The sequence below is a fragment of the Hwanghaeella grinnelliae genome (assembly GCF_004005845.1).
Lineage (GTDB): Bacteria > Pseudomonadota > Alphaproteobacteria > UBA8366 > Aestuariispiraceae > Hwanghaeella > Hwanghaeella grinnelliae.
On record NZ_SADE01000001.1, the window covers coordinates 1,863,592 to 1,885,891 of the forward strand.

18 protein-coding genes are annotated in these 22,300 nt (G+C 57.6%); 17 read left to right on the forward strand and 1 reads right to left on the reverse strand.

Annotated elements, in window-relative coordinates:
- Positions 1–56 precede the first annotated feature (56 nt).
- From nuoN to EOI86_RS08750, 12 genes are all read left to right on the forward strand, one after another.
- A complete protein-coding gene (gene nuoN, locus EOI86_RS08695; protein WP_127764673.1) occupies positions 57–1,502 on the forward strand; it encodes an NADH-quinone oxidoreductase subunit NuoN in 1,446 nt (481 codons plus the stop codon).
- Between the two features lie 37 nt (positions 1,503–1,539).
- Positions 1,540–2,310: a biotin--[acetyl-CoA-carboxylase] ligase gene (locus EOI86_RS08700; protein ID WP_127764674.1), complete on the forward strand. Its 771-nt coding sequence runs from the start codon at positions 1,540–1,542 to the stop codon at positions 2,308–2,310.
- A 60-nt stretch (positions 2,311–2,370) separates the two neighbouring features.
- The gene (locus tag EOI86_RS08705) at positions 2,371–3,141 is read left to right on the forward strand and encodes a type III pantothenate kinase (protein WP_127764675.1); all 771 of its coding nucleotides are present in this window, start codon (positions 2,371–2,373) and stop codon (positions 3,139–3,141) included.
- 55 nt (positions 3,142–3,196) lie between these two features.
- Positions 3,197–4,876 (forward strand): ribonuclease J, encoded by a 1,680-nt coding sequence (locus EOI86_RS08710; protein ID WP_127764676.1) that lies wholly within the window; start codon positions 3,197–3,199, stop codon positions 4,874–4,876.
- Positions 4,877–4,908: 32 nt separating this feature from the next.
- Complete coding sequence (mce, locus tag EOI86_RS08715; RefSeq protein ID WP_127764677.1) at positions 4,909–5,313, forward strand: methylmalonyl-CoA epimerase; 405 nt, start codon at positions 4,909–4,911, stop codon at positions 5,311–5,313.
- Between the two features lie 12 nt (positions 5,314–5,325).
- Positions 5,326–5,583 (forward strand): DUF1467 family protein, encoded by a 258-nt coding sequence (locus tag EOI86_RS08720; protein WP_127764678.1) that lies wholly within the window; start codon positions 5,326–5,328, stop codon positions 5,581–5,583.
- A gap of 9 nt (positions 5,584–5,592) precedes the next feature.
- Positions 5,593–6,150, forward strand: coding sequence for a DNA-3-methyladenine glycosylase I (locus EOI86_RS08725; RefSeq protein ID WP_127764679.1), 558 nt, complete (start codon positions 5,593–5,595; stop codon positions 6,148–6,150).
- A 420-nt stretch (positions 6,151–6,570) separates the two neighbouring features.
- The gene (locus tag EOI86_RS08730) at positions 6,571–7,137 is read left to right on the forward strand and encodes a hypothetical protein (protein ID WP_127764680.1); all 567 of its coding nucleotides are present in this window, start codon (positions 6,571–6,573) and stop codon (positions 7,135–7,137) included.
- A complete protein-coding gene (locus tag EOI86_RS08735; protein ID WP_161973751.1) occupies positions 7,137–7,628 on the forward strand; it encodes a GNAT family N-acetyltransferase in 492 nt (163 codons plus the stop codon). Before EOI86_RS08730 ends, EOI86_RS08735 begins: the two co-directional genes overlap by 1 nt.
- 153 nt (positions 7,629–7,781) lie before the next feature.
- Positions 7,782–9,125: a proline--tRNA ligase gene (proS, locus tag EOI86_RS08740; protein ID WP_127764682.1), complete on the forward strand. Its 1,344-nt coding sequence runs from the start codon at positions 7,782–7,784 to the stop codon at positions 9,123–9,125.
- 5 nt (positions 9,126–9,130) lie between these two features.
- Positions 9,131–10,378 carry a lipoprotein-releasing ABC transporter permease subunit gene (locus EOI86_RS08745; protein WP_127764683.1) on the forward strand — a complete coding sequence of 416 codons (1,248 nt, stop codon included), beginning with the start codon at positions 9,131–9,133 and terminating at the stop codon, positions 10,376–10,378.
- A complete protein-coding gene (locus tag EOI86_RS08750; RefSeq protein WP_127764684.1) occupies positions 10,371–11,051 on the forward strand; it encodes an ABC transporter ATP-binding protein in 681 nt (226 codons plus the stop codon). Before EOI86_RS08745 ends, EOI86_RS08750 begins: the two co-directional genes overlap by 8 nt.
- Before the next feature lie 6 nt (positions 11,052–11,057).
- On the opposite strand, the gene EOI86_RS08755 is transcribed toward EOI86_RS08750, so the two are convergent.
- The gene (locus tag EOI86_RS08755; protein WP_127764685.1) at positions 11,058–13,661 is read right to left on the reverse strand and encodes a KAP family P-loop NTPase fold protein; all 2,604 of its coding nucleotides are present in this window, start codon (positions 13,659–13,661) and stop codon (positions 11,058–11,060) included.
- 196 nt (positions 13,662–13,857) lie between these two features.
- Here EOI86_RS08755 and dnaE point away from each other — a divergent pair, with 196 nt between their 5' ends.
- From dnaE to tsf, 5 genes are all read left to right on the forward strand, one after another.
- Positions 13,858–17,349, forward strand: a complete 3,492-nt coding sequence (dnaE, locus tag EOI86_RS08760; protein ID WP_193555773.1) for a DNA polymerase III subunit alpha — start codon at positions 13,858–13,860, stop codon at positions 17,347–17,349.
- A gap of 139 nt (positions 17,350–17,488) precedes the next feature.
- The gene (locus EOI86_RS08765; RefSeq protein ID WP_127764687.1) at positions 17,489–18,751 is read left to right on the forward strand and encodes an acyltransferase family protein; all 1,263 of its coding nucleotides are present in this window, start codon (positions 17,489–17,491) and stop codon (positions 18,749–18,751) included.
- A 113-nt stretch (positions 18,752–18,864) separates the two neighbouring features.
- Complete coding sequence (locus EOI86_RS08770; RefSeq protein WP_127764688.1) at positions 18,865–20,085, forward strand: YqiA/YcfP family alpha/beta fold hydrolase; 1,221 nt, start codon at positions 18,865–18,867, stop codon at positions 20,083–20,085.
- A gap of 198 nt (positions 20,086–20,283) precedes the next feature.
- Positions 20,284–21,144 (forward strand): 30S ribosomal protein S2, encoded by an 861-nt coding sequence (rpsB, locus tag EOI86_RS08775; protein ID WP_127764689.1) that lies wholly within the window; start codon positions 20,284–20,286, stop codon positions 21,142–21,144.
- A 218-nt stretch (positions 21,145–21,362) separates the two neighbouring features.
- Complete coding sequence (tsf, locus tag EOI86_RS08780) at positions 21,363–22,289, forward strand: translation elongation factor Ts (protein WP_127764690.1); 927 nt, start codon at positions 21,363–21,365, stop codon at positions 22,287–22,289.
- The last annotated feature ends 11 nt before the right edge of the window (positions 22,290–22,300 follow it).

Genomic DNA, 22,300 nt, shown 5'->3' on the forward strand with positions numbered 1-22,300 from the left:
TTTCACTGCCACGACTGAAAATGGCGCGAACGGAACTGGGTTGGGATTGAAGCAAGATGACTGAACTGCCTGTCATGATGCCAGCATCGCCGGAAATCTTTCTGGCTTGCGCCGCAATGGCGATGATGATGGTCGGCGTTTTCGTGAAGGCGGAAAACGCCTACCGGGTGGTCAGCACCTTGGCGATCGTGGCCTTGGTCTTCGCGGGCGGGTTGGTTCTGCATGTCGGTGGGGGCCGCCAGGAAGCGCTGTTCGGCTTCTTCGTGGTCGACGACTTCGCGGTCTTCATGAAAGTCCTGATCCTGATCGGTTCGGTCGTCGCGCTTATCATGAGCGAAGGCTATGTCCAACGGGAGAAGATGGACCGGTTCGAATTCCCCATCCTGGTGACCTTCGCGACGCTGGGCATGCTGATGATGGTGTCGGCGAACGACCTCTTGTCGCTCTATATTGGCCTGGAATTACAGAGCCTTTCGCTCTACGTCGTCGCATCCTTCCAGCGCGACTCCATCCGATCGACGGAATCCGGCCTGAAATACTTCGTGCTCGGCGCATTGTCATCGGGCCTGCTGCTTTACGGTTGCTCGCTGATCTACGGTTTCAGCGGCACCACCCAGTTCGATACGCTCGCGCTCGCTCTTACCGGTGACGACACGTCCAAGGGGCTGATCGTGGGCATCGTTTTCCTGATCGCCGCGCTTGCCTTCAAGGTCTCCGCAGTGCCGTTCCATATGTGGACGCCTGATGTCTATGAAGGGGCGCCGACCCCGGTGACTGCCTTCTTCGCCGTCGCCCCGAAAATCGCCGCCATGGCGCTTTTCCTGCGCACCATGCTGGGACCGTTCGGCGACCTCGTCGCGGATTGGGGCCAGATCATCTGGCTGGTGTCTGTCGCCTCCATGCTGCTCGGTGCTTTCGCGGCCATTGCGCAGAGCAATATCAAACGCCTTATGGCGTACAGTTCCATCGGTCATATCGGTTATGCCTTGATGGGGTTGGCCGCCGGCAATGAAGAAGGCCTGAAGGGCGTCCTGATCTATTTGGCGATCTACCTGATCATGAATGTCGGTGTCTTCGCCTGTATTCTCAGCATGAAGGTTCAGAACCGCATGGTCGAAAACATCACGGACCTTGCCGGCTTGGGTAAGTCGAACCCGGCCATGGCGGTCCTTTTGATGGTTCTGATGTTCTCAATGGCGGGGATCCCGCCCATGGCCGGATTCTTCGGCAAGTTTTTCGTCTTCATGGCGGCACTGAACGCAGAGCTCTATGCGCTAGCCATCATCGGCGCTGTCAGCAGCGTTGTCGGGGCCTTCTACTACCTGCGGATCATCAAGATCATGTATTTCGATGAGCCGGTTGAAGCCTTCGACAAGGTGGAAACCATGGGGCTGCGCGGCGTTATGATCGTCTCCGGCCTTTTGACTGCCGTGCTTTTCATCTATCTGCCGGGCATTACCGACCCGGCGACCGCGGCGGCGGCCTCGCTGTTCGGAGGGTAGGACCCAAATCGGTCCGCGCCCGGATGCGGGAACAACAATGACGCTGACCGACACACCTGTTCTACCATCGGGCTATGCCCTGCATCATTTGGAGTCGGCAACGTCCACGATGGACGAGGCGCGCTCATTGGTTGCCCCCAACCCTGATCTTGCGCAAGTCGTCTGGGCCGACACCCAGACCGGCGGGCGGGGCCGCCGTGGACGAAACTGGGTGTCACCCGCAGGCAATCTCTATATGACCGTTGCCGTCAGGAATGAGGTCCCGCTGGCCCATGCGGCGGAATGTTCCTTCGTCGCCGCTTTGGCGCTTCACTCCGCGCTAATTGACCTGCGCCCACCCTTGGCGGACAAGCTAAGCCTGAAATGGCCGAACGATGTTTTGATCGGTGGCGCAAAGGTTGCCGGTCTGCTGCTGGAGCTTGAAGCTGGCGGCCGTTGGATTTTGATCGGGTGTGGCGTCAATGTTGCCTCAAGTCCTGACGGGATGCCTTACCGAACCACCAGTTTATTGGCTGAGGATGCCTATGTTCCGGCCGGCCAATTGTTGCAGTCTTTCGTCGTGGAATTGCAGAAATGGCGAACACTGTGGCTCCACGACGGTTTTTCCCCAATCCGAAGCGCCTGGTTGAACCACGCCAAGGGATTGGGGGCGGAAGTGACGGCCAATCTAAGCGATCGATCCGTGACCGGCGTTTTCCAAGACCTCGATACCGACGGGGCATTGCGACTGCGCCGTCCGGACGGTGAGATCATGACGATTTCCGCAGGGGATATTATCTTCCCGAATTCCGCCGACGTTAGAGGCTGAGGCTTGCAGGATGGCCCGGGCACATCAATATGATCCATTCTGGAAGAATGAGGGCATGACATGCTGCTGCTGATCGATAGCGGAAACACGAACGTGGTTTTCGCCGTGCATGACGGTGAGAAGCCGCTGGCATCCTGGCGTTGTGGCAACGACCCGCGCCGGACGGCCGACGAATACGCCGTCTGGCTCAGCCAGTTGATGTCCTTGAATGGCTATACGTTCGACGACATAGAAACCTGTGTGGTCGCCAGTGTCGTTCCCGAAACACTCTTCAACCTGAAACGGTTGTGCGAAAAATACGTACCTAAGCCCACGCTTGTCGTAGGGGAAAAGACTACAAAACTGGGCATTGAGGTCCTCATAGACCGGCCCGAACAGGTCGGTGCCGACCGTCTGGTCGGGGTGATCGCTGCGCATGTGAAATATGGTGGTCCGTTGATGGTGCTGGACTTCGGGACGGCAACCTCTTTCGACATCGCGGACGCGGACGGTAACTTCCGTGGCGGGGTTTTGGCGCCGGGCGTGCATCAGTCGGTCGAAGCATTATATATGGCGGCACGGAAACTTCCGCGCGTTGAGATCGCACGGCCGGAAACCGTTATTGGAAAGGCCACCGTTCCGGCCATGCAATCCGGTGTCTATTGGGGTTACCTTTCCATGGTGGAGGGGTTGATTTCCCGGATTCAGAATGAATTCGGCGAACCGATGAAAGTGATCGCGACCGGGGGACTAAGTGCCCTGTTCGCAGACGCGACAGACGCTATCCATGTGACCGACCCTGACCTGACATTGACGGGATTGGTTGAAATTTATCGACGGAATAGCCGGTGATCGGGGGAAGGGCGCAGCCCTGTCTTTCCGCATCAAGGCCGGCGTTAAGAGGTTTATGAGCAAGCAAAATTACGAGGAGTCCGGCGAGCCCGGCTCCGACGAAATCATTTTTGTGCCGCTGGGCGGTACCGGTGAAATCGGGATGAACCTCAATCTCTACGGCCATGACGGCAAGTGGATGATGGTCGATATGGGGATCAGCTTCGACGACGGAAGAACACCCGGCGTCGATGTTATAATGCCCGATCCGGCCTTTATCGAGGAACGGCGCAAGGATCTTGCCGGCCTGGTGCTGACCCATGCCCATGAAGATCATTTGGGCGCGGTCCAGTACCTGTGGGACGGCTATGATTGTCCCATCTATGCAACGCCGTTCACCGCGGCCATCCTGCGCCGGAAATTGCACGAGAACGGCTTCACCAGTTTGCCGAAGATCATCGAAATTCCGATGTCCGGGCATTTCCAAGTCGGACCATTTGATATCGAGTTGATCACGCTCACCCATTCCATTCCCGAGCCGAATGCCTTGGTGATCCGCTGTGCGGCGGGGACCGTGATGCATACCGGGGATTGGAAGCTGGACCCTGACCCGAAAGTTGGGCCGAGCACCGATGAAGCGGCATTGATCCGGGCGGGCGAGGAAGGTGTCCTCGCCATGATGTGCGATAGTACCAATGCCATGAACCCAGGCTCCTCCGGGTCGGAAGGCGATGTTCGGGACAACCTCGTCGAACTGGTCGGAACGCTGAAGGGCAAGGTAGCTATTGCCTGTTTCGCGTCTAACATCGCGCGGATCGAAAGCGCGGTGAAAGCGGCGGAAGCCTGCGGCCGCAAAGTCGCCCTTATCGGCCGGTCGATGCACCGTATGACCGAAGCGGCGCGGGAAACAGGCTACCTCACCGATTTGCCGTCCTTCATATCGGATGAGGAGGTTCACCGCTTACCGCCAGACAAAGTACTGTTGATTTGTACCGGCAGCCAAGGGGAACCGCGCGCAGCGCTTAGCCGTATTGCGCGAGATGACCACCCCTATGTCTCATTGGGTGAAGGGGATTCTGTCATCTTCTCTAGCCGGGAGATTCCCGGGAACGAGGTCGGAATCGCGCGTCTTCAGAACCAGCTGACCGAATTGGGCGTCACCGTCATCACCGCGCGTGAACACGATATCCATACCTCCGGCCATCCCAACCAGGATGAATTGACCCAGATGTATCAATGGATCCGGCCCAGCATCGCCGTGCCGGTTCATGGCGAAGTGCGGCATCTGACCGCGCATGCGGAACTGGCGCAGCAGTGTCAGGTGCCGCATACCATTGTTGCGTTCAATGGCGATGTATTGCGGTTGAGCAAGAGTGACGGTGTCTCTGTCGTCGACGAGGTCTATGCCGGACGTCTGGCCCTGGACGGTGACCGTCTGGTGCCGTTCGACAGTCACGGCATTCGGGAGCGTCGGCAGATTGCCTGGAACGGATGCGCCGTGGTCAGTGTAACGCTGGACCGTAAAGGCGGTTTGGCAGCGACGCCGGCAGTGACCATTTTCGGCCTGTTCGATCCGGATGATCGTGACAAGGACGGTATTACCGCCGTCGTTGAGCGAGTGATCGGCAAGGCCAACGGTAAAGCCAAGTCCGACGACAAACAGATCGAGGAAGCGGTGCGGATCGGTGTACGCCGGGAATTGCAGTCGATCACCGGTAAACGGCCGCCTGTATCGGTTCATGTGACCAGGATATGATCCGGTCTGACGAATAGACGTGGAGGGATGAAATGATCGGACGGTTGAATCACGTGGCGATTGTCGTGCCTGACCTGGAAGAGGGGGCACGGGTCTATCGATCGACCCTGGGGGCCAAAGTCTCCGAGGCGGTGGATCTGCCGGATCACGGGGTCACCACGGTCTTCGTCGAACTGCCCAACACCAAGATCGAACTTTTGCACCCGCACGGGGAAGGATCGCCGATTGCCAAGTTCCTTGAGAGCAATCCGTCCGGCGGCATGCATCATGTCTGCTACGAAGTCGATGATATCATCGCCGCGCGGGACAAGTTGGAATCGGATGGCATGCGCGTTCTGGGCGACGGCGAACCTAAGATCGGGGCGCATGGCAAGCCTGTGTTGTTCCTGCATCCCAAGGATTTCATGGGCACGCTCGTCGAACTCGAACAGGTCTGACGGGGGTAGGTAATGGGTGTCGTTTCCGGCGTTGTCGTCTTCGTCATCATCTGGTGGCTGGTCTTTTTCACCATGCTGCCGCATGGGAACCGTCCCCCTGAAGAGGTGGAAGAGGGTATGGAGCCCGGCGCGCCGGAAAAACCGCGGCTCTGGAAGAAGGCCGCGATAACAACGGTTATCGCCTTAGTCCTGCTGGGCGTCTTCATGTTCGTTCAGGACCAGGGATGGATCACGTTCCGCGGCAACCCGTTCGACAAGCCTGGACAGTAAAGGGCGGCGGTGAGCAGCTATTGCGACTATGCCATCGGTGATCCCCTGCACGGGCCGTATCACGACCGGGAATACGGCTTTCCGATCAACGATGAAGCGGTGCTGTTTGAACGTTTGATTTTCGAAATCAATCAGGCCGGTTTGAGCTGGGCATTGATCCTTCGGAAACAGGACGGGTTCCGCGCTGCCTATCATGGCTTCGATGTGGACACGGTTGCTGCCTATGACGAGGCAGATGTTGCCCGGTTGCTGGCGGATGAGCGGATCGTCAGGAACCGATTAAAGGTCAACGCGGGCATCCACAATGCACGCGTCATTCAGGCAATGCGGGAGAGCCATGGCGGCTTCGCGGGATGGATCGCGAACCATCATCCGAAACGAAAGCCGGATTGGGTTAAGCTGTTCAAGAAGACCTTTAAATTCACCGGTGGAGAAATCACCGGGGAGTTCCTTATGTCGATCGGGTATCTTCCGGGCGCACATAGGGACGATTGCCCAGTCCAAGCCGAAATCGCCAAGCATGATCCGCCATGGCGTTCGGCCCCAGCCGGTTTTTGGACGGGTTGAGATAAGTTAATGGGCGGATTTTATTGTATATTTTAACGCCAATTGGGTGATCGTGGCGTATTGATGGCCGGGGATATTGTTCTTGGTGGGAGAGCGGGAGGGTTCGATTATGTGCGCAAATCTAGCCCCAAAAACAGACGTAGCGGAGGTTGTGCCTCCGCTACGTCATGGTGTCGTCGTTTCTTCGAATGCTGTCCCCCGGTATTCCGGGTGGATCGCATTTCACTCTACTCTCCAGGTTTCCCCCCAATGAACTTGGGCCAACGTCTTCATGCGTCTTTGTTGATTGGAGTGTACGGAGATAGGCGTGTTTGTCACGTATTTTTTGCAGCATTCTGCGGATTCGGCACGAAAAATGATAGTGTGCTGCAAAATAAATGAGCAATCTTTTCCGCTATGAAATGGATATTCCCTATTCCTATGATTGAAACGAATTGTCGCAGGTCCTTGGTTATCAAGCTGTTTCGCCGACGTCGCGAATTACGGCTGGTTTTGATCGGCCTTATGCTGCAATGCAGCATCTTTTTTGGCGGGATGGAGGCACTTGCGCAGTCAGATACGGGCGACGGGGCGAATCCTTTCACTAATTCGGGTGAAGTAGCGAATCCTCGCGCGCCGCGTAAGTCGTCCGGGGTCACGATTCAACTGACGAAGCGGCAATGCCGCCATGTCGTCGTCAGCCATGAAGCCTCAGCCGATGTTGCTTACAAGCCCGGTGTCGATGTGCGCGGCAACCCAGTGGCGCCGGCGGACCTTGCCAGTGGTTTCGAATGGATTACGCCGGACACCATAGAGTTCGGCCTGGCCTTCAACCCACTTGGGAATACGGGATTGGACCCGGATGACTTCGCGAATACCAGCGCCAATGTCGGTCATATCAAATACGATATCCTGTCGGGCAATCTAACCTTGAACGGAAGGCCGATCGCTGATCCTCTGCGCGCGATTATAGAGGCGCAATGTCGCGCGGCGGGGTTCTTGGATTGATGACGGAAAAGTTCGTGATACGGGATATGCGGTTGGAAGATCGGCCCGCGGTGGAAAGGTTCATGGCGGGGCTCAACGACTTCGAGATGAAGCTCAGCCCCGACCGCTCACCCGGTGCGGAGATAGCGGAAGCGCATGTGGATTTCCTCTTGGGCGAGGTGGCCCGCCTGGATGGGTTCACCCTGATCGCCGAGGTGGACGGACAGGCCGCTGGCTTCTTGCTCGGCTATGTCGACTCCCTGGGCGAAGGCGATATTCATCTTCGGCCTGAATTCAGGCAAAGCGGACATATCAGCGACGTCTTCGTCGATCCGATCTATCGCCGACGAGGTCTTACCCGCGCGATGCTGGATGAGGCCGAACGACGGTTCAAAGCAAAAGGCTTGGCGTGGATGGACCTAAGTTTCGTCGATGCGAACGACGGCGCGGAAATGACCTACCGTGCGGCCGGGTTTTCGCCTTTTGAGAGGATATTCGTCAAACCTCTTTAAAGGATGAAAAGCCTGTGTCTTCCATCGATCACAGGCTTGCGAATGATGGACACGACTGCCCGGTTTCCCTAAAGTCCGCGCAATTCTGAAACAGTCCCCGCACCGTAAACAGTTGTGCAACCGGCACGCGACGGTGCCCGATAGAGGTCAGCCATGCGTCTTTCCCCCGCCGTTCGGGTTTCCCGCTATTTTATGCCCACCATGCGGCATGATCCTTCCGAGGCGCAAATCGTCTCGCATCGCTTGATGCTGCGCGCCGGCATGATCCGCCAGGAAAGCGCGGGGATCTACAGCTGGCTGCCGCTGGGCTTCCGCGTGCTGAAGAAGATCGAACAGATCGTTCGAGAGGAACAGGACCGTATCGGCGCCCATGAAATCCTGATGCCGACCATTCAATCAGCCGACCTGTGGAAGAAATCGGGCCGGTATGACGATTACGGCAAGGAAATGCTGCGTATCGAAGACCGGCACGAACGGGAGATGCTGTACGGTCCCACCAATGAGGAGATGATTACCAGCATCTTTGGGGACCATGCGAAAAGCTATAAGAACGTGCCCCTGATGATGTATCACATTCAGTGGAAGTTCCGTGACGAGATCCGGCCCCGGTTCGGGATCATGCGCGGCCGGGAATTTCTGATGAAGGACGGATACTCCTTCGATCTGGATGCGGAATCCGGCCGCAAATCGTACAATAAGCAGTTCCTGGCCTATCTGCGGACCTATGCGCGGATGGGGTTGAAGGCCATTCCGATGGCGGCCGACACGGGGCCCATCGGGGGTGATTTGAGCCACGAGTTCATCATCCTCGCGGAAACAGGCGAAAGCGAAGTCTTTTGCGATAAAGCCTTGCTGGAATTCGATCTGACCAAGACGGCAATCGACATGGACGATGCCGACGCGGTGCAGGCCATGGTCGACAAGGTGACCGGACCTTATGCCGCGACCGACGAACAGCATGATCAGACCGCCTTCGAGGCGGAAGTCCCGGAAGACCGGCGCGTGACGGCCCGCGGGATCGAGGTCGGCCATATCTTCTTCTTCGGCGACAAGTATTCGAAACCTTTCGACGCCAAGCTGACGACGGCGGATGGCGAGCAGGTGCTGGTTCAATCCGGGTCCTACGGCGTCGGCGTGTCCCGCCTGTTGGGCGGCATCATCGAAGCGAGCCATGACGAAAGCGGCATCATCTGGCCGGAATCGGTGGCGCCCTTCAAAGTCGCGCTGATCAATCTGCGCCAGGGCGATGAGGGCTGCGACGGGGTTTGCGAAGACCTGTACGCGAAGTTCCAGGAAGCGGGCGTGGAAGTCATCTACGACGACCGAGACGACCGCGCCGGGGTGAAATTCTCGGACATGGATCTGATCGGCGTTCCCTGGCAGGTGATCGTCGGGCCGAAAGGCGTGAAGGGCGGTTTCGTCGAATTGAAGAACCGCAAGACCGGCGACCGCGAGGAACTCCCCGCCGACGCGGCGCTTGCGAAGCTGGCGGAGTAGGGCATTTGTTCGCACCCGTCGAACGGTTGGTCGCGTTCCGCTATCTGCGGGCCCGGCGCCAGGAAGGGTTCATTTCGGTCATCGCGTGGTTCTCGCTGGTCGGGATCGGCTTGGGCGTCGCCACGCTGATCATCGTTATGGCGGTGATGAACGGCTTCCGGCACGAATTGTTGAGCCGCGTTCTGGGCCTCAACGGCCATATCAGCGTTACCGCCTATCGGTCGGAAGCGATTACCGAATTCGACTTCCTGGCCGATGCGATCCGGAAGATCGACGGCGTGGTCGAGGTGACCCCGCTTGTCGAGGGGCAAGTGATGGCCAGCGCGAATAATCTTGCCTCCGGCGCGGTCGTTCGCGGTGTGCGGCGTGAAGATTTCCTGGGACGGGACCTTCTGCGCAACGCGATCAAGCAAGGGTCGTTGGATGGTTTCGACGAGGGACGCGGCGTTCTGATCGGCGGCCGAATGGCGGCCAGAATGGGGCTTGGCGTCGGTGACAGGATCACATTGATCTCGCCCAAGGGGTCGCCGTCGGCCTTCGGAACCGTGCCGCGCATGAAGACTTATTCGGTGGCGGGGATCTTCAATGTCGGCATGTATGAATACGACAACACCTACATTTACATGCCGCTCGCCCAGGCGCAGCTCTATTTCCGCTACCCGAACGCGGTCAGCGGCTTCGAAGTCATGGTGGAGGATGCCGACGGGGCGCTAGAGCTTCGGCGCGATGTCGCCGCGGAAGTCGGCAGCAAGGCCCAGGTGCTCGACTGGCAACGGGTGAATTCAAGCTTCTTCACGGCCCTGCAGGTCGAACGCAATGTGATGTTCCTGATCCTGACGCTGATAATCATGGTGGCCGCGTTCAACATCATTTCCAGCCAGATCATGCTGGTGAACGACAAGGCCAAGGGCATTGCCATCCTGCGCACCATGGGCGCCAGTCGGTCGATGTTGCTGCGCATCTTTTTCATGACCGGCAGTTCCGTCGGCGTGATCGGCACGGCGGCAGGGGCGGCGTTGGGCATATCCTTCGCGCTTAATATCGAGACCATCCGGCAATGGATCCAGGCGCTTTCCGGCACCGATCTTTTCAGCGCGGAGATCTATTTCCTGTCGCAATTGCCGGCGCGGATCGATTCCGGGGAGACGATCTCCGTCGTGGTCATCGCGCTTACGCTCAGTTTCCTGGCCTCGATCTATCCGGCCTGGCGGGCGGCGCGGCTCGATCCGGTGGAAGTGCTGCGCTATGAGTGACGCCGTTCTCTCTCTTCAGGCGGTCGACCGGGTCTATACCGGTATCGGCCAGCCGCTGCAGGTGCTGAAAGCGGCCTCGCTCGATATTCGCCCGGGTGAACTGGTCGGCATGGTCGCGCCCAGTGGGGCCGGCAAATCGACCCTGCTGCACATTGCCGGTCTGCTCGAATACCCCGATGGCGGGGACGTCCTGGTCGGTGGCCAATCCTGCGCCGCCATGGACGATAACGGACGCACCGGGGCACGCCGCGACAGCCTGGGCTTCATCTATCAGTTCCATCACCTGCTGCCGGAATTCACGGCGCAGGAGAATGTGGCCCTGCCGCAGATGCTGGCCGGCCGGTCCAAGCGGCAAGCCAATGACAAGGCCGCGCAGCTGCTGGATTCGGTTGGGTTGAAAGAACGCATGAAGCATCGCCCGGCGCGCCTGTCCGGCGGCGAACAACAGCGCGTTGCGATCGCGCGCGCCATTGCCAACGACCCGCTCGTCCTGCTGGCAGACGAGCCGACCGGCAATCTCGATCCCGGCACCTCGGCCGTCGTCTTCGACATGCTGCTGGGCCTCGTCCGCGACCGCGGCATGTCGGCGCTCATCGCCACCCACAACCCGGAACTCGCCAAACGCATGGACCGGGTGGTGACGTTGAAAGACGGCGGGTTGGTGTCCGTCTAGTGGTCCTTAGTCATTGTGTCGGAGATGGACGAGATCATCAATATGGTCATCCATGTTGTTACCGTTCTTCCGTAGGAAGGTCACGAGCACCTGCCGGGAGTTAGGGGTGAGATGCAAGGAATCAGCTGCTGTGGCATCATCTTCAAGAGTCTTCACTTTCAGAAGTGCGGCTTTCGAGGGATCGGTTAGGACCTGTCGATAAAGGACAGGCCACCGTTCCTCAAAGGCCGCCCACTTGCCGACGACCCTAGGAGGGATGCCAGCTTTGTCGGTTTCCTCAAGTTTCAACAAGCCACGGCGATTTAAGACGACCAGCAGCATCTGAATGCGGTTTAAGACGCGCTTTATGGTTCTCGGGCGAGGTTGGATGTAGTCAAGAGCTTCTTCTCGCGCCATTCGATATGCCATTGAGTCGGAGGCAAGTTGTATGTCTTTCCGCAGTTCGACAATTTCTGACAATTCATCTTGAGTAATGGTAGCGGTATCTGCTTTGGGTGAGTTTTGACCTGATACTGTTAGTTCTTTGTCCAAGTCGTATAGATTCCGACGTCTAATTCGTCTCCAAACAAATATGTAGATTCCGTAGGCGGAGACTATGCCGAACGCAATTGGAAGAAGTATGCCATTGGTTAAGAGTGCATAGATCCCCAGTGTTTCCAAATCGCCAGAAAGAAATAGCCCCCAAATGGCTTGAACGCCGATCACCAAAACAAAAAGTGAAAAACCGCCCAGGACAGCCCAACCTATGAACCTCAGGAATTGGTCGTTGCCATACTTTCCAAACAACTTGTTTCGGAATGTTTCCTTCGCATTTTCGGAACTCACCGATGCAGTTGAATCGGAGGCTGGCCCATTTATTTCTGGATTCGCTCCAAATAACGCGCGCCGCGCAACTTCTCGCCTGATTGGTGGCAGGTGAAATTCAAGCTGAACAAGCTTCCGCATGAACTCGTGCCCAAAACCTGGATCTGGCTCAGAGCCGACTTTATAGCGGTCATTCAGCACCAGCCTTTTTGCACGGGCAAGTTTTTCATACTTGACCTCCACGCATTGGCAGAGCACTTCCAAATCGGTCATGATAACGACCACGACTGGTGGAAAAGTCAGCAGTTGATTTATAGTCTCTAATAGGTCAACGGCTCGAGGGGGACGGCAACGTTCCAAGTCATCGACGAAGATGACGAACTTTCGGCCCATAGGTGTTACTTCCTCGATCAACCGTTGCAATTCGTTGCGCGCAAGGTCCAGCGAGCCGTGTTGGGCTCCAATAGAACTATGCTGGACATATTCTGAAACGGCGGGCCGCGCTGCTAGCCAACGATGCAAGCACTCCCACAATGAGCCAATCACTGCGGACGCGAAAATCGTAAAAAGGACCATAGATACTGGACCAAGCGAGATAGTAGTTTCGCCATTCTCTGGGGAACTGGTGTTATCGGTAGGACTCGTGAACTGATTTTGGAACCACTTAAGGATTTCCTCAATTTGTGCGGGGAACGCAAGGAAGCAGAACCCAAAAAAGGCAATAAGGACCGCAATCAATATGCTACGCCTTTTCCAACGCGCGCGGGTCGCAGCCTTAGGGGATAGAAAGCTGTCCCTGAGGGGACGTTTCATTCTGCTTAGCCAAGTGCGCGCTTGATCTGCCTCTCGCGCGACCGAGGCAATAAGCGCGCCAGGCAAACGCTCTGCATCGTCGTGGAGCCAAGCATTGAAGTAGAGAGTTTGGTGCGGAAGAACATCATGCCCTGCCTGTTCGTCCAACCGCTTCTTGACCAAGTTCGCGACCGAAGTCTTTCCAACACCCCAGGGAGCGTCGATAGCTATCAATAGAGGCTCATTGACCTTCTCGTTCCGGATTACGGCGGCAATTGCATCGGCATAGTCGCTATAGCCGTACAGGTCCTCCTCATCGCCTTTAATTGGGCGATCGCCTGTCGGCTCGGCGTGAAAACTGGGAATAGCTGTGGCTGTCGGCCTACCGACCTCAGGGCTCCCTGTTGATACTGATTCCGCTTTTAAGTGATGCTCCCGAAATGGACTTTCTTCGAAATCCGACCGAACCAATTGGGCCAAAGAGAAGGCTCTTACTTTGTCTGCCAATTCGATAGTACTTCTTGACGGCAAATTGTTCGGAACCGCTACCGTTACTTGAAACCGTCGTTCGCTGGTGCTGACGCGAGATTTTGCCAATGCCTCAAGGATGGCTGTGCAGCTTTCCATAGGGGAGAATTGTGCTTCACCAGTACCGAGTAGCGGGATCCAGACATCTATGGGGCTATTGGTAGAGTCTGCTGAGTGGTTCAGGTCAAATGCGTCGAGGCCCCCGGAAATGTTTTGGGTAAACCAGTCGGGAATTCCAGTTTGTCCGAATGAAAGTATTGTGACGATGAAAACTAAGGATCGAGTCGATCCTGTTTCAGGTTCGTGACTTTGAAGAATCCCATAACCACGCTTCAGATCTAAGGTTTCAGAAAGGTCCGGCTCTTCACCGAGGCTCCTCAGGATATGAGAAGATAGCAGCCCTGGTGTTCCGTTCATGTCTACGGGAATGAGAATAGCGTCGCCAGAAGGTGTTTCTGATCTTGTGATATTGAGTTCTTCAATCATGCTCAATAATACGACATTAACGGGAAAATGATCCAGAATAGTCTTGCAGTGGGATCGTAATTCAAGATCTGATTTCGGATGGAAGCGGCCTGACCCTCAGGTGTTGGTCTAGTTATCCACAGAAAATTCCGGTTGTACCCGGGTTGCACAGGCGGACCGGATTGGCAGGGGAATAGGACTCTGCCAGCTTAAGATCATGTCAAAAGCCGACTTCGTACATCTTCGCGTTCATTCCGCCTATTCGCTCTCCGAAGGGGCGATCCGGATCAAGGATCTGGTGAAGCTTTGCAGCGAGCAGGGCATGCCCGCCGTTGCGGTCACGGATACGAACAACCTGTTCGGCGCGCTTGAGTTTTCACTCGCCGCGCGCGGGGAAGGCGTGCAGCCGATCCCCGCCGTGCAGTTGAGCCTGCGGGCGCCGGACAAACGGCAGGCGAACAGCATGACCCAGGCGCCGCGCCCGGACCAGGTCGTGCTGCTAGCCCAGAACGATGCCGGCTACGCCAATCTGATGCGGCTTTCCAGCAAGGCCTTCCTCGGGACCGGTCCGGCCGAGGAGTCCCAGGTCGACATGGATGACCTCGCCAACTGGAACGAAGGGGTGATCGCGCTGACCGGCGGCATCCGCGGGCCGGTCGGGCGCTTGCTGCTGGAAGGTCAGGAGGACGAGGCCGAAGAGGTTCTGAAACGACTGGCGGAAATCTTCGAAGGCCGCCTCTACGTGGAGCTGATGCGCCACGGGCTGGCCGATGAGGACCGGATCGAACCGACCTTGATCGACATGGCCTACCGGCTGGACCTGCCGCTGGTGGCGACCAATGAATGCTTCTTCACCGACAAGAAGATGTACGAGGCGCATGACGCGTTGCTCTGCATCGCGGGCAGTACCTATGTGTCGGAGTCCAACCGCCGGCGCTTGACCGAGGATCACCGGTTCAAGACCGCCGCGGAGATGCGGGAGCTGTTCGCGGACATACCCGAGGCGGTCGACAATACCCTGGTCATCGCGCGACGCTGTTCCACCATGGTGGAGAAGAAGAAGCCGCTGCTGCCGGTCTATAACAAGCTGGATGGCAGAAGCGAGGCGGAAGCCCTGCGCGACATGGCGGTTGAAGGCCTGAAGCGGCGGCTTGAAGACCAGGTCTTCACCGAGGAGATGGACGCGGCAGAGCGTCAGGAAACGGCCGACAAATACAGGACAAGGCTGGAATACGAGTTGGACGTCATCGCCCAGATGGGGTTTCCGGGCTACTTTCTGATCGTTGCCGACTTCATTCAGTGGGCGAAGGACCGGGATATTCCGGTCGGGCCTGGTCGTGGGTCTGGTGCCGGCTCGGTCGTCGCCTGGGCATTGACCGTCACCGATCTGGACCCGTTGCGCTGGGATTTGCTGTTCGAACGCTTCCTGAACCCGGAACGCGTCAGCATGCCGGATTTCGATATCGACTTCTGCCAGGATCGCCGGGACGAAGTGATCCGCTATGTGCAGAAGGAATACGGCGAGGATCAGGTCGCGCAGATCATCACTTTCGGTAAGCTTCAAGCCCGCGCCGTGTTGCGCGACGTCGGCCGCGTCCTGCAAATGCCCTATGGCCAGGTCGACCGGATCTGCAAACTGGTGCCGAACAACCCGGCCAAGCCGGTGACCCTGCAGCAGGCGATCGATGGGGAGCCGATGCTGCAACAGATGAAGGTGGAGGACCCGGCGGTCAGAACCTTGATCGAGACGGCGCTGCCGTTGGAAGGGCTGTATCGTCACGCCTCGACCCACGCGGCAGGTGTCGTTATCGGCGACAGGGCGTTGACCGATTTGGTGCCGCTTTATCGAGACCCGCGTTCCGACATGCCGGTCACCCAGTTCAACATGAAATATGTCGAACAGGCCGGGTTGGTGAAGTTCGACTTTTTGGGTCTGAAAACCCTGACCGTGATTGCCCGGGCGAAGGAGTTGATCGACGCGCGCGACGACCGCAAGGGCGATCCTCTCGACATTTCGACGCTGCCGCTGGATGACGCGCGGACCTATCAAATGCTGTGCAAGGCTGAAACGGTCGGCGTGTTCCAGCTGGAAAGTTCCGGCATGCGGGACGTGCTGAAAAAACTGCGGCCTGACCGTTTCGAGGACATCATCGCCGTCGTGGCGCTGTATCGTCCGGGTCCGATGGAGAACATCCCGACCTATATCCGCCGGAAACATAAGGAAGAGATTCCGACCTATCCGCATGACAAGCTGGAACCTGTATTGCGGGAGACCTTCGGCATCCCGGTTTATCAGGAGCAGGTCATGCAGATGGCCCAGGTCCTGGCAGGCTATACATTGGGCAGCGCCGACCTGTTGCGCCGTGCCATGGGTAAGAAGATCCAGGCGGAGATGGACGCGCAGCGGAAAGCCTTCGTCGAAGGGGCGAAGGAGCACAGCCAAGTCGATGCGCCGCAAGCAAATGAAATCTTCGACCTGATCAATGCTTTCGCGGGCTATGGCTTCAACAAGAGCCATGCGGCGGCCTATGCGCTCGTCGCCTATCAGACCGCCTGGCTGAAGGCCAATTATCCGGTCGAATTCCTGGCCGCCTCTATGACGCTGGACCTGCATAATACGGACAAGCTGAACACGTTCCGCTCGGAAATGGACCGCCAGAATATCGAACTGCTGCCGCCGGATATATGCCATTCCCAGGTGCGGTTTTCCGTCGAGCAGACCGATACCGGGGAGCGCAAGGTCCGTTACGCCCTCGCTGCCTTGAAGAATGTCGGTCAACAGGCGATGGATTCCATCGTGCGGGAGCGGGAAGAGAAGGGGCAGTTCGCCGATCTCTTCGATTTCGCGAACAGGCTGGATACCAGATCCGTGAACAAGAAGGCGTTGGAGAACCTTGCCAAGGCAGGCGGCTTCGACAGTCTGAATCCCAACCGGCGGCAGGTTTTCGAATCCATGGATGTGATCGCGGCCCATGCCGCCTCCGCCTTGGCGGACCGGGAAAGCAACCAGGTTAGCCTGTTCGGTGACAGCATGGGCGCTTCGACGCGCCCGAAACTGCGCGACGTGTCCGATTGGCCGCAACAGATGCGCCTGAACCAGGAATTCGACGCCATCGGGTTCTATCTTTCGGCGCATCCGCTGGAAGCCTATGCCAAGACCTGCCGAAAACTGGGGGTCGTGAACTGGCGGGATGTGATCTCCGGGCGTTTGCGCAGCGGTCAGGTACTTCTATCGGGCATCGTCGGCGGCAGGCGCATCATGACGACGTCACGCGGGTCCAAGATGGCCTTCGTGCAGATGTCGGACTCGACCGGGTCCTATGAAGTGACGATGTTCCAGGAGGTTCTCAACAGCGCCTTGGAATTGTTGGACGCCGGGGAGCCGTTGGTGGTGACCGTCGACGTTCAGGTCCGGGGCGAGGGGGAGGAACCACGCCTTACCGCGCTGTCGGTCAAGTCGCTTGAGGATGAAGCGGCCCATGCAGCCGATGGGATGGAGGTCTATCTGGCGACGCCGGATTGCGTTGAGCACCTCTCCAATCTGTTGCATCAGCATGGCAAACGCGGCCGGGGCCGGGTGACGATTCAGTTGAAAGATCGTCCTGAAGGGGATATCGAAATCGAATTGGGCGAAACCTTTAAAATTGACGGCCGCTTGCGTCAGGCTGTTAAAGCAATTCCCGGTATTATCGACGTTCAGGACCTTTAACGCTCCGATTTTCCTTCTTTTGATTTGGTAAAGCGCGGACAGACCGGCATTTTACTCGGGTTTTCCGTGACGTTGGCTATTCTATTCGGTCACCGGCCCTCTATTTGATCCGTTACAGTGTTAGAAAGAGGAAACCCTCTTGGTCGGTCATAGACTGAAATCCTTACCGCGATATGTCATTGCCGATCAGCGTGTGGTCTGGCTCATGCTCGGCATGACGGTCACGGGCTACGTGGTGTTCATGTATCTGCGGCTTGGCGAGGATTTGTATCAATGGACCAAGACGCTCGCGCCATTCTCGGTCCGCCAATATTTGGACATGAGTAAGCGGTTCGCGCTGCAATACGGCCATCTCTTCTTTCTGTTGCCGATCCTCTATCTGTCTAAGTTCTTGCTGACCGGTGACCGGACCCCAGCGTGGCTGGAGAGTTTCATCCGAATCGCGCGCCCACACACCGTGCCGATATTCATATTTCACGTACCGTTTCTGTATTTTTTCGCATCGTTATGGCGCCATGATCCGAAAGATGGATGGGATCAAACGGCCCTGGCGGTTGCTACGATCGCAGCATGTATCGTGTTGGGACGGTTTTGTGCGTTTCTGAAGCCCGTGGCCTATCGCATCGCGCCGCCTATGTCGGTCTGGATCGACCGTATGTTTCCGGATCAGCTGGTGGCGCCGCCGGAAGCCCCGGAACGGGCGACCGGAAGCTTCAGCAATTTTTTGCATTTGTTGCAGATCCTGGCGATGGCCACGGTGTTCATCGGCCATTTTACCTATTCCGAATTCAGCGCGCTTGATTTGCCGGGCATGGCGGCCTGGCGTCGATGGGCGGTGCCGTTCTTTTTCATTACATCGGGCTATATGGCCATGCTGTCGATAGACAAAAGGCCGGCCAGCGTCGGGGAATTGATTGCGGGCCGCGTGTCCAGCCTGTGGATATTCGTTCTGCCGATGCTGATCTTGGTGCCGATTCTGGATCATATCGGGTATGGGTTGGCGCCGGGAATTTATGAGGCGAACGAGAAATATATCGATGTGGCGGCGGGCACAGGCGGGCCGGTGGATATGGCCGCTTTCCTGCTGACTTTTCTGAATAGCAGTCTCTTCCTGAACGAAATCATCGCCTACAAATTGGCCGGTTTCGGAACGTTGGAGGGCGGAGTGCGCGCCTATACGAACGATGCGTTCTGGTTTCTTTGTTACCTGGTGCCTTACATCATGATGCTCGTCATCGGTGTTAAGACGACCGGCTGGCGTCGAATTCTGTGGCTGGGTGGGTTGTTCCTCTTCTTCGGTCCGCCCATCATGCTTCTGGCGCCGCTCTTTTTCGGGGGCTGCCTAGTCTATATTCTGCATCGGGAAAAGCGGCCATCGAACCTCGACGAAACAACTGCGTAACGGCGGAAAAAAGCAGGGTCTTTTATCCGTGTGCTGCGCTTCGCGGCCTAGCGGCGATCCTTGCCGCAGTATTCTTGCTTACGGGCTGTGTCACAGAAAAAGGGCAACCGTCGTTGGTCCGCGACGGCGCGTTCGAAGCATTCACCGTCTACACGGATGACGGCCGCGACCCGTCGGAATTCTCTTCCACAGTAATTTTGCTGCTTCACGGGTATCAATCGGCGATGCCCAATGACGATTACGACGCCGTAGTCGATCTGTTCGGCGATACCCACACCGTCGTTGGCTTCAATTACGACTATGTGGATATAGAGGCCGACAAGACGGCGCTGGACGAAGTTTTCGAACACTATCTGAAAGGCCGCACGGTCATCGTCCTGGGAACGTCTCTGGGTGGGTTTTGGGCGGACTATGTCTTGATGCACTATCCGGTCGCGGGCGCGATTCTGGTGAACCCCGCGCTTGATCCGGGACCGGTTCTGCGCGCGACGCTAGGGACGCATCAGGGTGACCGGCGTCAGGCGCCTTTCACCGTGACTGAAGAGAATGCGGCGGCCTATGACGCTTTTGGATGGCCGGCAGGCGGCCCGCATGGCCCGCGTCTGGTCCTGTTGTCCCAGGACGATGAATTGCTCGACCCGTCTGAGGCGGTGGCGCGTTTCACGGGTGCGTCGGATACGACGGTCATCCAATTTGAACAGGGTGGTCACAACCTTGCCCTGGATCGACCGGATGTTGTCGACAGTTTGCGCAGCTTTGTCGCGCGTGTGGCGCCCGGCGAACGGGTCGACAGCAAAACCATATCGCTTAACCGGTTCGAACCCTTCGTGCCGTCGCAAATCTCAGAAGACGATCCCAGCCTTCGTGACGGCCTGCGGGTCGACTATTACTATGGGAAACTGAACAAGGTCGATGTCTTGCGGGGGTTGATCCGAACCCGCAAGGCTATCGTCGGCCAGCCGATACAAGCGCTTAACTATGTTGGAAACGAGGATAGCGTCCTTACCAGCCCCAGGGCCGATATGGTCGGCGCACGCATTCAAGGCCTGCTGGAGGTTCAGGAACCCGGTGTGCATTACCTTCGCGTGACATCCAATGACGGTGTGGAGCTTTGGATCGCGGGCCAATTGCTCTATCGGGACCCTAAAGTCCATGCGGACAGGGCATCGCCCATCCTCGGCGCAGACTTTCCCGAACCGGGTCTTTATCCCGTCGAAATCCTCTATTTCGAGAAGAAAGGGTCATCGACGCTTAAACTCGAATGGCGACAGCCGGGGGCGAACGATTTGAGCGTCATTCCGGCGGATGTCTTCCACCACGTCCCAAATCCCTAGTCCGACCTTCCTCAGAGGGCCTACCAGGCTTGCCATCGTCAGAACCAGGGTATATACCCCGCGCGACTTCACACACGGGGTCGGTTCGGTCGTGTCCATGGGAAAGTCCCTTGGCTGGAAACCTTACCATCCGGTGCCGCAATAGCGGCCTCAAGGCCCCGTGGAGGAACAACCGGAGAAGAGAAGGAGGCAGCCATCATGGCGATGCCATCATACACTATGCGTCAGCTCCTTGAAGCTGGCGTTCATTTCGGACACACCACCCGCCGTTGGAATCCCAAGATGGAGCCGTTCATCTTCGGTGAACGCAACGGTATTCACATTATCGATCTGGAACAGACCGTTCCGATGCTGCAGCAAGCCCTGCAAGCCGTGCGTGATGTCGCCGCCGGTGGCGGGCGCATCCTGTTCGTCGGCACCAAGCGCCAGGCGCAGACGATCGTGAAGGAAAGCGCGGGCAAATCCGGTCAGTACTTCGTCAATCACCGCTGGCTCGGCGGTATGCTGACCAACTGGAAGACCATTTCCGGTTCGATCCGCCGTCTGAAGGAAATGGATGAGCGCCTTGCCGGTGAGCAGAGCGGTTTGACCAAGAAGGAACTGCTCCAGCTGCAGCGCGACCGCGATAAGCTGGACCTGTCGCTGGGCGGTATCCGTGAAATGGGCAACCTGCCGGACATCCTGTTCATCATCGACACGAACAAGGAATCCATCGCGGTTCAAGAAGCCAACAACTTGGGTATCCCGGTCGTTGCGGTCATCGATTCGAATTCCAGCCCGGACGGCATCACCTATCCGATCCCGGGGAATGACGACGCGATGCGCGCCATCAACCTGTATTGCGACTTGATGACCGGCGCCATTCTTGACGGTCTTCAGGTTTCCTTGTCCTCGTCGGGTGTGGATATCGGCGAAGCGGCCACGCCGGTCGCGGAAGAAGTTCCGGCTGCCGCTGTAGAAGCGCCGGCCGCGGAAGCACCGGCTGCGGAAGCCGCGCCGGAAGCGCCTGCTGCTGAAGAGGCGCCGGCCGCCGAAGCTAAAGAAGCACCGGCCAGCTAACGGTACTGCTTGGATCGGCCTCGGTTTAATGCCGAGGCCGATGCCCATAAGCGGACCGACGTGCATAAGACGGTAACGAATCGTCTTTATCAGCCCACCCGGATACCACCGTTTCGTGGATCCGGGGCAGGGTTCGAAAGATCGTATGAAGCGGCTGTTTCCGGCGCGCTCTTTGGATGCGCCAGGGCCGTAAGAAGATAGAGAAAAGAGGAAAAACCATGGCTGCTATTACAGCTGCGCTCGTGAAAGAACTGCGCGACAAGTCCGGCGCGGGCATGATGGATTGCAAGAAAGCTTTGGCGGAAACCGATGGCGACATGGATGCGGCAGTCGATTGGCTGCGCACCAAGGGTCTTGCGGCCGCGCAGAAAAAGTCCGGCCGCGTCGCGGCTGATGGACTTGTTGCCGTCGTCACGTCGGGCACGAAGGGTGCCGCCGTCGAAATCAACGCTGAAACCGACTTTGTCGCGCGGAACGAAAACTTCCAGGAATTCGTTTCAACCATCGCCGGTATCGCGTTGGAAGTCGGCGGCGAATCCTCCGCGATCGAAGGCGCAGCGTATCCGGGAACCGGCCGTACGGTCGCCGAACAGCTGACGCACAACATCGCCACGATCGGCGAAAACATGAGTTTCCGCCGTGCCAAGGTGTTGGAAGTCTCCCAAGGTTTGGTTGCGTCCTACATGCATGGCGCGCTTGTCCCGGGCCTCGGTAAGATCGGCGTTCTGGTCGCACTGGAATCCAGCGCATCGGCCGATGTTCTCGAGGCATTGGGCAAACAGATCGCGATGCATATCGCGGCTGCCCGCCCCGAATTCCTGGCCATCTCTGACGTGGACCAAGGTGCGTTGGACCGTGAAAAGGCCGTCCTGACGGAACAGGCCCGCGAATCGGGCAAGCCTGAAGAAATCATCGAAAAGATGGTACAGGGTCGCCTGCGCAAGTATTATGAAGAGGTCGTCCTGACCGAGCAGGTCTTCGTGATCGACAACGAAACCAAGATTTCGAAGGTCGTCGAAAACGCTGCCAAGGAAGCTGGCACGGATATCAAGCTGACCGGCTTCGTTCGTTTCGAGCTCGGTGAAGGGATCGAAAAGGAAGAAACCGACTTCGCCGCGGAAGTGGCGCAGGCCGTTAAAGGCTGATCCATCGCGGA

What these genes read in the sequence shown, in the direction of transcription:
- nuoN (WP_127764673.1), top strand. Translation starts at nt 57, where the DNA reads ATGACTGAACTGCCTGTCATGATGCCAGCATCGCCGGAAATCTTTCTG.
- EOI86_RS08700 (WP_127764674.1), top strand. Translation starts at nt 1,540, where the DNA reads ATGACGCTGACCGACACACCTGTTCTACCATCGGGCTATGCCCTGCAT.
- EOI86_RS08705 (WP_127764675.1), top strand. Translation starts at nt 2,371, where the DNA reads ATGCTGCTGCTGATCGATAGCGGAAACACGAACGTGGTTTTCGCCGTG.
- EOI86_RS08710 (WP_127764676.1), top strand. Translation starts at nt 3,197, where the DNA reads ATGAGCAAGCAAAATTACGAGGAGTCCGGCGAGCCCGGCTCCGACGAA.
- mce (WP_127764677.1), top strand. Translation starts at nt 4,909, where the DNA reads ATGATCGGACGGTTGAATCACGTGGCGATTGTCGTGCCTGACCTGGAA.
- EOI86_RS08720 (WP_127764678.1), top strand. Translation starts at nt 5,326, where the DNA reads ATGGGTGTCGTTTCCGGCGTTGTCGTCTTCGTCATCATCTGGTGGCTG.
- EOI86_RS08730 (WP_127764680.1), top strand. Translation starts at nt 6,571, where the DNA reads ATGATTGAAACGAATTGTCGCAGGTCCTTGGTTATCAAGCTGTTTCGC.
- EOI86_RS08735 (WP_161973751.1), top strand. Translation starts at nt 7,137, where the DNA reads ATGACGGAAAAGTTCGTGATACGGGATATGCGGTTGGAAGATCGGCCC.
- proS (WP_127764682.1), top strand. Translation starts at nt 7,782, where the DNA reads ATGCGTCTTTCCCCCGCCGTTCGGGTTTCCCGCTATTTTATGCCCACC.
- EOI86_RS08750 (WP_127764684.1), top strand. Translation starts at nt 10,371, where the DNA reads ATGAGTGACGCCGTTCTCTCTCTTCAGGCGGTCGACCGGGTCTATACC.
- EOI86_RS08755 (WP_127764685.1), bottom strand. Translation starts at nt 13,661, where the DNA reads ATGATTGAAGAACTCAATATCACAAGATCAGAAACACCTTCTGGCGAC.
- dnaE (WP_193555773.1), top strand. Translation starts at nt 13,858, where the DNA reads ATGTCAAAAGCCGACTTCGTACATCTTCGCGTTCATTCCGCCTATTCG.
- rpsB (WP_127764689.1), top strand. Translation starts at nt 20,284, where the DNA reads ATGGCGATGCCATCATACACTATGCGTCAGCTCCTTGAAGCTGGCGTT.
- tsf (WP_127764690.1), top strand. Translation starts at nt 21,363, where the DNA reads ATGGCTGCTATTACAGCTGCGCTCGTGAAAGAACTGCGCGACAAGTCC.